Raw genomic sequence first — 13,822 nt, 5'->3', positions numbered from 1 at the left:
GAGGTAAAAGATACTTGATCCGCAGGCCTGATCAGGCGATCTTCGCGTCAGATGGCAGGCCACTTGGGGAATGTCGGGTAGACCACCGCATCCGACGTTCATATTCCGCGCGCGGGCAATTGCGACAGGACCTGTGCGTGCAAAGCTCAAGCGACATGTTCCTGTGAGGGGCTCAGATTGATCCGGCCTCGACCATATAATTATTCGCCGTGCACATGGCGGCATCATCCGACGCCAGAAACAGCACCATACGGGCCACGTAGGTCGGGTCGATCAGCTCGGGCAAACATTGCCGCGCACTGTGCTTTTCCAAAGCCTCCGGCGTCGCCCACAGCTCTCTTTGCCTTTCTGTCATCACCCATCCCGGCACCACGGTGTTCACCCGGATGCGATGTTCTCCCAGATCGCGGGCCATGGTTCGGGTCAGCCCATGTACCGCGGCCTTGGCAGTTGCGTAGGAGGGAAACCCGCCGCCTGCCTCCCACCAGGAATTTGACCCCATGTTGATGATCGAACCACCGCCCGCCGTAATCATGCCCGGCGCCACGGACTGAATCGCAAAGAACATATGTCGCAGATTGGTATGCATCCGTTCGTCCCAGTACTCGGCGGTCACATCAGTCCAGTCATGCCGGTCGTCGCGCGCCGCGTTGTTGACCAGAACCGAGGCGGGCCCAAGTCGTGAAGCCAAGCTTTCGAGACCGGATCGCAAAGCGTCAACGTCTTTCAAGTCGCAAATCTCGTACGCGACGTCTCCTGGCGTTTTACTGGCGAGCGTCGCGCTTGCATTAACATCTAGATCAAGAAAGCCGACCCTGCATCCCTGTGCCGCAAATGCAGTCACGATCTCGGCCCCGATCCCCGACGCGCCACCGGTGACGAACACTGTAATTCCTTTGAGGCTTGGATAGCTTGCGAAGTTATTGGGCATGTCGTTTGTTCCCGATGTATACACTGCATGCGCCAGTTAAGCGTAAGCGCTCTGCCGGTATCGGCAGATTTGCCATCAGGTCAACACATAAGGAGATTGAAATGCAGGAATCGATCGGATTCATCGGTTTGGGTTACATGGGACACGGGATGGCAAAGAACATTCTGGCCAAAGGCTATGGCCTGACGGTGCTGGGACACAGAAATCGCGAACCGATCGAGGATTTGCTGTCTCGCGGCGCGCATGAGGCAGCATCCGAACAAACGCTTGCCGACGCCTCTGACATTGTCTTTTTGTGCCTGCCTGGCTCACCACAAGTCGAGGCAGTGATAGAGAAACTGTCCGCGGGATTGTCGGACGGTGCCGTGATCGTCGATTGTTCGACATCCGACCCGGTTTCTACTGCGCGACTATCCCAAACGCTGGCGGAGCGCGGCATACATTTGGTGGACGCACCACTAGGCGGAACGCCGGTTCAGGCCGAGGAAGGTATATTATCGGCCATGGTTGGGGCAGATGATGCGGTGTTCGAGCGCGTAAAGCCAGTGATCGAAGCCTGGGCCAGCACGGTGGTCCATATCGGCAGACCTGGTGATGGTCATCGTATGAAGCTTCTGAATAACTTCCTGTCACTCGGCTATGCGGCGCTCTATTCCGAAGCGCTTGCACTGGGACAAAAAGTTGGGATTTCTGTCGAGACATTTGACAGCGTAATCCGCGGTAGTCGGATGGATTGCGGTTTTTATCAAACCTTCATGGGATACGCCTTGGAGGGTAATCGCGAAGCACACAAGTTCACATTGACCAACGCGCTAAAGGACCTCACGTATCTCGAAAGCATGGCCGATTCCGCCGGGGTCGCCAATCCGACGGGCAATGCGGCAAAGAACAGTTTTGCAATGGCGCTTGCCGCGGGTGGCAACGGACCCGAGGACTATGTACCTCATCTTGCCGATTTTGTCGCGCGGCGAAACGGGATGTAAGGCCGGTCTGCGGAGACCTACGATCGGACAAAAGCGATGCGCCATGGGTTTATCGACTTTATCGGGAAACTCTGGCTTTGCTCAAACGACTGTTTGCGCTGCCTTGAGCGGATGGGCGTGAGGTGCAGGTTCTCAAATTCTAGCGCCCGGTCCTCCGCTTCAATGTCATCGTTGTCTGGCAATATCTTGAGATAATCCCGCAGAAGGTCCGGGGTAAGCACCAAGCCAACAATAAGAACCAAATCTGGACCCCTTGCTGCGCTCGAGACACGCTGCCGACACGGGGTGCGAATTACCCACATTCGGCAAGCCCCCAGCATCTTTGCATAGCCTGTTTACCGGGGCTGATAGCTAAGAACACCGTCGACAAAGGGACCCCTTTTCTGCTTGGAGAAGGTCTGTCAAATACTGCTGTTTCACTTGGGGCCTGTCGACGAATAACGGTCCAATCTGCTTCAGAACGGATTGTTTTGACAGAACTGCTACGGCGGCTATCCCGGCGCATTGGTGAAATCTGTTGGACCCAGCGTGCTTACCGACTAACCTGGGGTGGAATTTCAAAACTGAAGTTCAACCTTTTGTATCGGAGCTTATGAGATGTCCCCCAATACGCGTCCAATGACCCGTCGGGCCTTTATACACGGTCTGGCCTCTTTCGGTGGGATCGGCGCTGCCTATACCGCGCTTTCCGCCTTCGATTTGATGGGACACGGTGCGCTTGCGGCGGGCGGCGACACAACCGCGCCGCTTCCGAATGGAAGCTTGCAGGGCAAAAGCGTTATCGTGATCGGGGCTGGCCTCGCCGGTCTTTGTTGCGCGATGCGTGCGGCACGCGCGGGCGCCGAGGTATCGATACTTGAGGCGACGGATCGTCCCGGTGGTCGCAGCTTGACGTTGCGCAATGGCGACGCTTACCGCGAATGGGATTGGAACAGCGACACGACAATGATCTTTGAGCAGGTCGGTGATGTGCCGCCGAATAGCCCCGATAATTACCTGAACGCAGGGCCAGGCCGCATCCCGCAGCACCATGCGCGGGTGTTGGATTACTGCAAGGCCTTCGGCGTCGAGTTGCAACCGTACCTTTATATGGACAAGGCAAACCTGATGCAGAACGACGCCTGGAACGCGGGCCGTCCGGTTCAGGCGCGCCGCCTCAAGAATGATCTGCGCGGACATTTGGCGGAACTATTGGCAAAGGTCGCGGATCAACGCGCACTCGACCTGCCAATGAGTTCAGGCGACACCGAAGCGTTTCTGGAAATGCTGACGCATTTCGGTCAATTGACCCACGATGGCGCGCAATTGGTCTATGCTGGGGCCGCTCTGAAAGATGACTACATCCGCGCAGGCTATGCCGTAGATCCCGGCGACGTCAGAACCCCCGGCCGCCCTTGGCCAACCTTGTCGCTGGATGAGGTCATGGCATCGGATTTCTGGAATTCCGAGATGTTCGACGACCTCGAATATTTTTGGCAAACCTCGCTCATGCAGCCCGTTGATGGCATGGATATGATCTGGAAAGGATTCCTGACGGCAGAGGTTGGTCCTGACAAAACCGTGGGCGACTTGATCGTGCTCGAACAACCGGTAAGCGCGATTGATGTAAACGAAACCGGCGGAACGGTGCGGACGATAGACGGAACGACGTACACTGCTGACTTCGTCATTGCGACCCTTTCCGCGCCACTATTGGCCCGGCTTGGCGGAAACTTCGTCAGCGATGTAACGCGCCAAATCCTCTCAGAAGTTTACATCACGCCCGCCTGCAAAGTTGGCTTTCAAGGCCGTTCCCGGTTCTGGGAAGAAGAAGACCGGATATACGGTGGGATTTCCTGGACCAAAGGTCCAATCAGCCAGATCTGGTACCCGAACTACAGCTTTAACTCGCCCACAGGCGTGTTGACGGGGGCTTACAATCGTGGCGAACAGGCAGCGGAATTCGAAAAACTGGATCGGGCCGAACGGATCGAAGCGGCTTTGGTCGGAGGTGGGAAATTGCACGCTGGTTACCGCGACAAGGTGTTCGCGGAGAATGGCGTGTCGATTGCCTGGGCGAAAATGCCGTATCAGGCAGGTGGATGGGCGAATGACACGGCTTATTCTCAACCAGAGGTTTTCTCCAAGATGGCCGCGGCTGACCAGATCAGTGGCACTGTGTTTATGGCAGGCGACTGGTTCAGCTATTGGCCGGGTTGGCAGGTCGGCGCGCTGGATTCAGCGCACTTAGCCACAGACCAGATCGCACGCAAAGTCCTGGCTGGCGACTAACCTGTGATGAGGCGATTACATTGCCTGCCGAAGACTGTTCCAAAGGTGGGGTTTTGCTCTGGTCGCGTCCGAGGAAAGATTGGATAGGCGTTTGTATTGTGTGGTCAGTTTGTCTGCTTGGTAAATAGCGCCGGGTTTGCCGGAGGCTCCAACTCCTTAGTAGGATGGTGCATCATGGGCAAAACAACGAACAAGTATTCCCCTGAAGTGCGCGAGCGTGCTGTTCGCCTTGTGCTGGACAATCAAGGGCAACCTGAGAGCCGCTGGTCGGCGATCCTGTCCATTTCCTCGAAGATCGGCTGTGCGCCGCAGACCTTGCACGAATGGGTCAAGAAGGCTGAGGTGGATCGTGGCGAGCTGAAGCAGGCCAATGCGATCCTGCGCAAGGGCGAGACCTTTGTCCGCCATTGGTCCGAGGACAATGGACGAGCGCATATTTTGCTCAGGCGAAGCTCGACCGCCGGTCCAAGACATGATCGCCTTCATCGAAGAGAACAGGGATATCGGGGTCGAGCCGATCTGCAAGCACCTGCCGATTGCCGCATCCTCGTTCTACGATCACATGGCCAAGCGGCCGAACCCTGATCTGCTGTCGGTTCGGGCCAAGCGCGACAAGGCGCTGCGACTCGAGATCGAGCGCGTCTGGGAGCAGAACTACAAGGTCTAAGGCGTGCGCAAAGTCTGGCACCAGATGAACCGAGAAGGCATTGATTCTGCCAGATGCACGGTGGCACGGCTGATGAACGATATGGGACTGGAAGGCATCATTCGCGGCAAGAAAACAAGGACGACAATATCCGACAAGGCGCTACCGTGCCCGCTGGACAAGGTGAAACTCAGGTCAAGGCACCCGCAGCTAACGTCCTCTGGGTCAGCGACTTTACCTATGTGACGACGTGGCAGGGCCTCGTCTGCGTTGCGTTTGTCATCGAAGCATTCGCCCGCCGCATCGTCGGTTGGCGTTTCAGCCGCAAGGCCCATGCCGGGTTCGTGATCGATGCTCTTGAACAGGCTGTTCATCAGCGGCGGCCTGGCGCGGGGCTGGTGCACCACTCGGATCGCGGATCACAATACCTTTCGATCAAATACACCGAACGCCTCGCCGAGGCGGGGATTGAGCCCTCCTTTGGCAGCGTCGGTGACGGCTACGAGTTCAAGCTGGTCCGCGCCAGTGGATCAAACGGTCCGGGGGACCGTTTGAAGGCGCAGAACGCCTTGGTCGAGACGATCAACGGTCTTTTCAGGGCAGAGGTCATTCACCGTCGTGGGCGATGGCGCAGCTTTGTCGCCGTGGAATTCGCCACACTCGAATGGGTCGACTGGCTCAAAAATCGCCGCCTGCTGGAACCCATTGGGTATATCCCGCCAGCAGAGGCCGAGGCAAACTTCTGCGCAGCTGTGGAAAGATCAAACATGGCCGCGTAACTTAGACAAATCAGCCTCCGGAAAACCCGGCGTGGTTCACTGGCGGTCATGCTGTATGAGATTTTCCCTGTCGCTCAGGAATCAGGAGGACTTGCTGCACGAGCGCGGTATCGACATCAGCCACGAAACGGTTCGATACTGGTGGAATGGTTTCGGCACAGTGTTCGCCTCAGAAATCCGACGAAAACGGGTGCAGCAGATGCGATCCTATTCGAACTGGCAATGGCACCGGGACGGGGTGTCGTGAAGATCAATGCAGAGATCCACTATCTCTGGTGCGCCGTCGATCATGAAGAAAAGCTACTTTACCAAACCGGCAAAATATTCCATCATTCATCTCCCTTGTGGACAGTCTGACAGTGATTTTAACGGGAGCTCGACCTCTGAATAGGGACCGACCAATTGCGCATGTTTTGGCCCGTCCACGACAGCGGCCTGCGAACCCTCTACCGGATTGGTTGCGACCGATCTTACGGCGGTGGAGAACCCACACTGTGAATTCGAATTCCGTGCTGCTTGCGCTCGTAGCGCGGGAAATGAGCGTGATCTTAAAACCGTGTGGCGCCATGCAGCGGAAACCTGTGCCTTCATCAAATGAATATTGGCCAAACAATGAGCGCAGCCCCTATCAACATCGCTGCGATGCGCTTGGCCGGGTTCAACGGGCCCCGGAACCAACCCGCAAATGAGATCGAGACGAGAGCAACGCCCAGCAGAGCCAATGGAATGGTCAGCATCCCACTTGCGCCACCCGACAGGAGTAGGGCACGGTTGTATGCAAAGGCAAAGGGCAAAACGAATGCAGGCCAGCCAAATCGAAGTGCTGCCACGGCCGTTCGCATTGGGCCCGCTCCCGAAAGAGAAGCCGCTGCGAAAGCTGCGATTGCGACAGGGGGTGTGATCATCGACATCATCCCGAAATACAAGACGAACAGATGCGCCGCGATCGGCTCAATGCCCAGCCTCACTAGCGCTGGCGCAACCAGTGCCGCCAGCAGCACGTAGACCGCAATTGTTGGCATGCCCATCCCGAGTACGATGGAGACAGCCGCCGCCAGGAAAAGAAGTGTAAGCACTTCGTCTTTTGCAAAGGATACAAGATATGAGGTCATCCCAAAGCTCAATCCCGTCTCGTTTAAGACCCCGATCACGATGCCTGCTGCTGCAGTGATGACCACGATCTGGGCAAAGCTTGGACCGCCCGCCGCGATGGCGGCCGCCAATCTATCGGGCCGCAATCCGCGTCGCGCAGCGGGAAGAAAAACAGCTAATAGCAAAAGGGTACCACTGGCGACCAACCCGGCCGCCGCAGGTTGGTAGTTCAATGCAAAGAGCGACCAGACAAGACCGGCGAAAGGAAGCACGAACACCCACCCTTTTCGAAGCACCTCGCGCGGTGCAAGGCGTTCCTCGGCTGGTGTGCCGGAGATACCGTCGCGTGCTGCCACCAGGTCCGCCTGCAAAAACAGAGCGAAATAATAGAAGGCGGCAGGCAGGAGTGCGGCGAATACGACCTCCGAATAGGGGATGTTAAGGAATTCCGCCATCAGGAAGGCAGCAGCACCCATCACCGGGGGTGTGAGTTGCCCGCCGGTGGACGCAACCGCTTCGATGCCAGCCGCGGTCTCCGGTTTGAAACCTGACCGGCGCATCAGCGGAATGGTGATCACGCCCGTGGTCGCGACGTTGGAAACGGCACTTCCCGAGATGGAGCCGAAGAGTGCGGAAGCGGCAACCGATATCTTGGCCGCGCCACCGCGGAAACCGCCCATCACAGCCGTCGCGAGGTCTGTGAAGAAGGCAGCGCCGCCAAAGTGGTCCAGAAGCCGTCCAAATGCGACGAACACAACCACGACGGTTGCCGCAATGGCGAGGGGGGTCCCAAGAATACCGCCTGTATCCAGCGCCAGTTGCGACGCCAGCCGTTCGGGTGAAATCGGCAACGCCTGGAATTGCCCCGGCAACGCCGAGCCCCAAAGACCGTATGCGGCGAAGGCCAGTACAACGATCGTCAGAGGCCAGCCCGCGACACGGTAGAGGGCAAGCAATAGCGTAACGATAATGGCGACTGAAACCCAAAGCGCGGCGGCGGGATCAATGGCCGCTGCGAGAGACAGATCGGGATAGCTCAGTGCAAGCCACATTCCGCCCGCCAAGGCAACGGTGGCCAGCAAGAAGTCGATGGGTCGGCCAATTGCAGAGGGCACGCGTTTGAGCGGTGAAGTCAGGAAAACATAAGCAATCGCGAGGCCAAGGACCGCCGCCAGAAACTGCTCTGTATAGAGGGCAAGGCGCAGCGTCCTGTGTAGATCAGCAGCCCAGGCCACTGATATCCCACACATGCTGACCGCAATGATCTGTGCGGTCAGCGCAACTCTTGCATGTACACGGGGTTGTGCAGAAGAAGTGTCTTCGCTCACTCAATCAACCCGACTTCGCGGTAGAAGCGTTCCGCCCCGGGGTGAAAGGTCGACCCTTCGACCGTCACAGCCATGCGCGACGGATCAAACCGCCGGAAGGAGCCATGGGTTTCCGCAAGCGCCGCCTTGTTTTCGTAAAGCGCCTTTACCGCCGCATAGACCGTGTCATCGGATGCGTCGGCATGTGTCAGCAAGGCATACTGATAGCCGATCAGGTCAACCGGCTCGGTTATCTCGGGCATCCGGTCAACAGGCTCGACACGGCCAACATAGCTGCCGGGCAAGGACCGGCTCACGGCTGCGGCGGCTTCTTCGCCGTCAATGACCGTGATAAATCTGACGGGCACCTGCGCCATGGTTTGACGCACCACACCAGAGCCCGGTGCGAGCATCACGCCAGCGACTGTTCCCTGTGCCAACAGTTTCGCGCCTTCCACAAAGTTCGGCACCGGTACACCGTCAAGATCGTCAGAGCTGAGCCCGGCTGCTTCAAAAACCGCGTCCTGCATGACACCGACAAGTCTCTGTCGTGCATATCCGATGGGGAAGGGCTGCCCGCGCAGGTCCTCAAGAGAGGTGATATCGCTGTCCGCAGCGACCATTATCCCCACCTCAAACGGCTGCAGCATGGCGGCCACGCGGATGTTGGGATTGGCATTGCCGGCGAAGTTTCCCGTACCTTGGGTCGCAAAGACAGCCTCGAATGTGTTGGACGTCGAGAAATCAATCTCGCCCCGGTTCAGGGCAGGGATGAAGACGGAAGAGCCGCCCTGGCCGACGGCGCGCATGCTGAGGTCGGTGTTCTCGGTGACGACCTGCGCGACACCGGCTGCGATTGCATAACCCAGCGATCCTTGTGGCAGGGTACCAACTGCGACAAGTCCCTGATCTGCATGAGCTGCAGCCCCGGTTGAGATGGCAAGAAGGGCAGCAAGAGCGCTTGCTTTAATAATCTTCATGGTGACGTCTCCTTTGTTGTTTCGTTTTTGAATGGGCACCGGTTTCGTGCCTGTGCAAGTTTCATGCGATGACCCGCGTTGGTTGGGATGTGAACTGTGGCGGCAGATCGGATGCTGAGTGCGGCATCGTTATCAATGTCCTGAGCCAGGATCCTGCAGGGGTATCCAGCGATGCCAGTTGATCCGCCATTTCAAAGTGATTTGCGCCTGGGACCTGAACGCAGGCGGCAAGCTTGCCATCTTTTGCGAGGGCAGCGGCATAGGCGCGGGACTGCCGTATGAACTCCGGAGATTCCGCCTCACCGAAAAAAAGATGCAACGGCAAGCGCGTCTCGCCTATCCGTTCAATGGGGCTGAGAGTTCTTTGTTCTTGCGGTGTCAGGTCGATGTAGTTGCGCCGCGCGCTCAAAAGTACGGGCGCAAGGTCATATGAACCGCTCAGACAAAGAACCGCGCGCAATGCAGAGAGCGGCACGGTCTTGCCGAAATCGTGTGACGCCAGCAAGGCGGCCATATGCGCACCGGAGGAATGGCCCGATATCACGATCTCCTTTGCTCGGCCGGTTGCCACAAAGGTCTCATATGTCCAGACGAGGGCACGTGCGATCTGCGCGAAGACCTCTGGCATTCGCTGGTGGGGCAGAAGGCCGAATTCCGGCACGATGAAGGGCACATTGATGGACTGCATGGCCGGCGCGAGAAAGCTGCAGCCTTCCTTTGACTGACCGCGCCAAGCGCCGCCGTGGATATGGAAGTGTAAGATTTGACCAGAAGCATCGAAAACGTCGACGCGCTCTCGCGTGTCCAGCCCATATGCGTGTTCGGAATAATCGGAGTGTTTGCGGCACTCTTCGCCTCGTTCAGACCAGGTTTTGATCATGTCAGGCATATTGGGTGCCCACTGTGACTGGTCATATGCGCGATCCAGCGCGTTTTGGGTATAATCCAGATATACCCTGTCGGTATTGGATGTGCCGTCAGCCCCCAAGGCTCATCTCCCAAAATGCCACAACATTACTTAAACAGACTATGAATGCGCTTGAGTATTGCTTTTTGAAGTCATAGCCATAACATTTTGTAATGTTACTTAATCATAGAGAACTACGGGTATTCTTGTCGATCGCCCGGGCTGGATCAATAAACGCTGCTGCTGAATTGATTGGCATGACCCAACCGGCGCTGAGCCGCTCGCTTAGACGATTGGAAGCCTCTCTCGGTGCTGCGCTGTTTCAGCGGCACGCGGGTGGGATGACGCTGACCTCTTTCGGGCATGCGGTGAAGCGGCATGGCGAAAGGGTTGAGTTTGAAACCTCGCGCCTGATCGAAGAAATCCGCATGCTGAACGGGGCGGCCTCCGGTTTTGTCCGTGTCGGGCTTGTCCCCAGTGCCGTGAACACCCTGCTTGAGCCGACTTTGGCAGCCGTCAACAGGATTGCGCCTGAAATTCAGGTTCAGGTGATCGAAGGGGCCGGGGATACGATGCTGAGTGCCGTTGCAAGCGGGCAGGTTGATTTCGCGATCATAGGAGACATTGCCATTGATTTTGCGCCGGACGTGGTGGTCACGCCGATCGGCGATGAGGAAGTGTGTGTCGCAGCCAGAACGCTGCATCCCATTTTTTCAAAAGATCACCTGGCCCTCGAAGACCTGACCACCTACCGCTGGGTCCTGCCCGAAAAGGGCAACGCGATCTGGTTCGGTTTCGACAACCTGTTTCGCAGGAACGGATTGGAGCCGCCAACGCCCGTTGTCGCGACAAATTCCGTTCATACGCTCAAAACAATCGTCTGTGGTGAAGACTATCTTACGATGATGACACGGGTCATCTTTGAGCAAGAAGAAAAAAATGGCCTTGTCTGCCCTATTCCGCTTCCCGTCACCCACTGGCGACGCGAACTAATGCTGGCGCGGCGAAACCGCGCGTATTCTTTGCCAGCAGAAAAGCTATTCTTGGCAGAGCTTATAAGACAGGCTCAAAAGACAGATGTGTCTCTGTGAAAACCTCCGCACTCGGCTTAGCCTAGGTGCTTTCTTGGTTGCTCTGCGACGGATTGGGGTGTCCCACCATTGTTTTGTGGTCAACTGCGAGCTAACACACACGACTTGAATGTCCGCTTCCACATTTCTTTTCAGATTCTGTTGCGACTGCGCGAATGCCCGGACTCCACCCATGCTCAGGGTCGGTTCTTCAAAATGGAGGGAATTTCGCAGTTGCAGCGAACGGTAGAAAAGTCCGCGTTTCGATTGTTGAGACCGGGCGCAGCGAAGGGGCGGTTTGAATTCGGTGTCACATAATGAGTTTCATTAGCCGCTTCGGTGAGATTGGCTGTATTGCAACGATGAGACAGCCGCAGCCGCGAAAGATTTTTGGGTGAGCATTCGCTGCATGGGCAAAACGCAGCTTTGCCCTGTGTGAATGGCGTCTGCTTTGCAGGGAAAAAATGCGTTGATTGCGTGGTAAGTCAGTACAATCCTATGTGCGGCCTTTGATCACGGCGTTGATATTTGCCGCTGGCCGTGATGGGTTCCGTAAACCTGCTCCCAATCGGCGACGCGAACCTGTGAGTTCAGGATAAAGCATGGGATTTCAGGTTTTCGGATGACCGCACGGACCATCATGACATTCATCTTGCAATTCGGGTTTGTTCGGCTCCTTCTATGCTGCAGCTTGGCGGTCATACGTGTCTTTGGTGAGGATCGCCCAGAAGATCCTCGCCGCCATCTTCGCCATAGCAGTCGTTGCAAGGCGCACGGGTTTGCGTTCAGGAAGCTGCATGATCCATGGATGCACACGTCCCGGGTATCCACGGACCGCTGAATTTGAGAGGTCATGCCGATCACGAGTAATCGTCCGAGATAGCGGTCGCTCTTATCGCGGATCCTGCCCAAGCGCTCTTTGCTTCCACGCGACCTGTTCAACGGTGGAAGCCCGAGCCAGGCAGCGAACTCACGTCTGTTCTTAGACTCCAGAATTCGGTAGCGCGCCTGTCCCAGTCAAGTCATTTTGCACAAAAAGACTCATCCTGCCGAAGCAGCAGAGCCGCATTTGCGGTGTCAGCGCCTGATCTTCACGTCGCCCTGTAATGAGGGCCTTTGGGCACATGCTTCGGTCCGTGGTCAGCTGCTGGCTGCCACCATCCTGAATGCCGTTCCGTCGACCTGCATTCGATGGGGGATAACTGAGATCCGGCGTGCCAAGGCCTCCATGGCTCGTTTCCTGTCTTTGCAAGTTGCAGCCTTGGCGTCCCAGGTTCTCAGCGATGTGGCTCGGCCCCGGTTGATCATGACGGAAGCCACCTGGCACAACGCACGCCTGAGCTTCACGTCACCTGCCTTGGTTATGCCACCCGAGATATCGCGCTCGCGAGACTGGTTGCGCGGCGGCGCCAGGCCGACCCAGGGCTAACAGTCTTCGAAGAGGTAAAGCGCTCTGGGTCGTCGTCGGCGGATCAGTAAGCCAGCGCGATAACGGCACCAATCCCTGGCATCGTCATCAGTCGCACGCAGACCGGTCCGTCCTGAGCCATTTGCCGGACCAGCCTTTCGAGGCTCGCCAGTTTCCTGACGTAACGACGCCTTTGCACGCAACATGGAAGCTGTCGCCATCTCGCGCATCGCATTGCCGTCAGCAGGATTCCGAACCTTCCACGGGAGATCGCCCCGACCTTCCACCCAAAGTTCCGCAAGAGCCCGCGCAGTGACATCTCCAGTGCGAGCGTTCTGCTGATTGCCCTACGGTTACTCAGAATGCCACGAACCTCCTGCGCCGAGATCGACTTGCAATGGACCGGGCGGAACCAACCGAGGTGGAGCAGGTGCACAATGCCTTTGGCATTGCTACGATCAGTCTTGATCGGCACGGCCTTCGAGGCGCCTTTCACCTGCGGCGTTTCCATCAGAACAGCATCCAGCCCGGCATCCGTCAGCCCACGATGCAACCACTGTGACAAGGGGGCCAGCCTCAAAGCCCATGGCGGCTATATCCCCGGCCGGAGCCTGCAGCCACGCTAGTAGCGACTCTGGTTCGCTGACGATCTCAGCTTCCCGAACGATCTTTCCATGCTCGCTGACCGCGCAGATCGCCGTCTTGGCCAGTGACACATTCAATCCGATAAACAGTCTCATCCCCGCTTCCTCCAATTAGGTTTGATACGGGAATGGCGACAGCGCAGCAGTGATCTGGCAAGTGGTAAGAGTGATGCGCAACGCGTGGCCCGTTGCGGCATCTTATTGATTTAGAGCCAAAACAGGTTGTTTGCTGCGAGAGCGATCGCCGACAGGAACACCTTCGGGCATCTGTCGTATCGGGTGGCGGTCCGTCTCCAGTCTTTCAGGCGACCGAACATCATCTCGATCACTGCCCGGCAGTCGAAACGCAGTTTCGATGAGAGGGACCGAATAACCAGTCGGTGGATGGCTGGCCTTCCACCAAGGCTCTGGCCCCAGTGTAATCGCGGACCTGACCGGCGGTCATGACGAACCGGATCGGGCGCCTTTGACGTCGGTGACCGCATGCAGCTTCGTGTTCATACTTCCTTTGCTCCGGCCCCCTCTCGTACATCGCTTCGCGATACCCTGCCGGCCAGTGCATCAGACGTTCACGCCCCCCTTTTTTCAACTGCAGGCTCGAGGCTGTAGCGCGACAATCTGGATGCGAGGAGCGCGTCAATCAGGATGAGAATCCTTGGTCGCGACACTTGAGACGATGCCGTCGTTTTCTATCGCGATCAAGGGTTTTGTGTTTTTGATTGTCGCGGCGCGTCAATCAGCTTGGATGTTAGCCGGTGTCGCTCTTTGAGCTGGGCGCCCAGGCCCCTTTGCTTGTTCGGCGGC

General features: G+C 57.2%; 8 protein-coding genes, 4 pseudogenes and 1 other annotated feature. Of the genes and pseudogenes, 5 read left to right on the top strand and 7 right to left on the bottom strand.

Annotated elements, in window-relative coordinates:
- Positions 1-172: 172 nt before the first annotated feature.
- Positions 173-931, bottom strand: coding sequence for an SDR family NAD(P)-dependent oxidoreductase (locus LC354_RS22350; RefSeq protein WP_223428049.1), 759 nt, complete (start codon positions 929-931; stop codon positions 173-175).
- A gap of 101 nt (positions 932-1,032) precedes the next feature.
- Between LC354_RS22350 and LC354_RS22345 the strand changes: the two genes are divergently transcribed.
- From LC354_RS22345 to LC354_RS28100, 4 genes and pseudogenes are all read left to right on the top strand, one after another.
- The gene (locus LC354_RS22345) at positions 1,033-1,914 is read left to right on the top strand and encodes an NAD(P)-dependent oxidoreductase (RefSeq protein ID WP_223428048.1); all 882 of its coding nucleotides are present in this window, start codon (positions 1,033-1,035) and stop codon (positions 1,912-1,914) included.
- Positions 1,915-2,511: 597 nt separating this feature from the next.
- The gene (locus LC354_RS22340; protein WP_263289549.1) at positions 2,512-4,185 is read left to right on the top strand and encodes a flavin monoamine oxidase family protein; all 1,674 of its coding nucleotides are present in this window, start codon (positions 2,512-2,514) and stop codon (positions 4,183-4,185) included.
- Positions 4,186-4,359: 174 nt separating this feature from the next.
- A pseudogene (locus tag LC354_RS22335) lies at positions 4,360-5,610 on the top strand (IS3 family transposase).
- Positions 4,616-4,729, top strand: a sequence feature (AL1L pseudoknot). (Overlaps the previous pseudogene by 114 nt.)
- Before the next feature lie 9 nt (positions 5,611-5,619).
- Positions 5,620-5,916, top strand: a pseudogene (locus LC354_RS28100) (IS6 family transposase); the annotation flags it as partial.
- Positions 5,917-6,200: 284 nt separating this feature from the next.
- On the opposite strand, the gene LC354_RS22325 reads toward LC354_RS28100, so the two are convergent.
- From LC354_RS22325 to LC354_RS22315, 3 genes are all read right to left on the bottom strand, one after another.
- Complete coding sequence (locus LC354_RS22325; protein WP_223428046.1) at positions 6,201-8,030, bottom strand: TRAP transporter permease; 1,830 nt, start codon at positions 8,028-8,030, stop codon at positions 6,201-6,203.
- Positions 8,027-8,989 (bottom strand): TAXI family TRAP transporter solute-binding subunit, encoded by a 963-nt coding sequence (locus LC354_RS22320; RefSeq protein WP_223428045.1) that lies wholly within the window; start codon positions 8,987-8,989, stop codon positions 8,027-8,029. The genes LC354_RS22325 and LC354_RS22320 overlap by 4 nt, the downstream gene beginning before the upstream one ends.
- A 61-nt stretch (positions 8,990-9,050) precedes the next feature.
- Positions 9,051-9,977, bottom strand: a complete 927-nt coding sequence (locus LC354_RS22315) for an alpha/beta hydrolase (protein ID WP_223428042.1) — start codon at positions 9,975-9,977, stop codon at positions 9,051-9,053.
- 92 nt (positions 9,978-10,069) lie between these two features.
- On the opposite strand from LC354_RS22315, the gene LC354_RS22310 reads away from it, so the two are divergent.
- Positions 10,070-10,987, top strand: a complete 918-nt coding sequence (locus LC354_RS22310) for a LysR family transcriptional regulator (protein ID WP_223428040.1) — start codon at positions 10,070-10,072, stop codon at positions 10,985-10,987.
- Between the two features lie 492 nt (positions 10,988-11,479).
- Here the strand turns inward: LC354_RS22310 and LC354_RS28095 are convergent, their stop codons facing one another.
- The 3 genes and pseudogenes from LC354_RS28095 to LC354_RS22295 form a co-directional block, all read right to left on the bottom strand.
- On the bottom strand, positions 11,480-11,959 hold the full coding sequence (locus tag LC354_RS28095) for an IS110 family transposase (RefSeq protein WP_223428050.1): 480 nt from the start codon (positions 11,957-11,959) through the stop codon (positions 11,480-11,482).
- 147 nt (positions 11,960-12,106) lie between these two features.
- Positions 12,107-13,114 (bottom strand): annotated as a pseudogene (locus tag LC354_RS28290) (IS110 family transposase).
- Positions 13,115-13,224: 110 nt separating this feature from the next.
- Positions 13,225-13,625: pseudogene (locus LC354_RS22295) on the bottom strand (IS5/IS1182 family transposase); the annotation flags it as partial.
- Between the last annotated feature and the right edge of the window lie 197 nt (positions 13,626-13,822).

It is taken from the genome of Tateyamaria pelophila (genome assembly GCF_019966495.1).
Taxonomy (GTDB): Bacteria; Pseudomonadota; Alphaproteobacteria; order Rhodobacterales; family Rhodobacteraceae; genus Tateyamaria; species Tateyamaria pelophila.
Note: the sequence above shows the minus strand (reverse complement) of the source record. Positions and strands in the feature narration are given on the sequence as shown.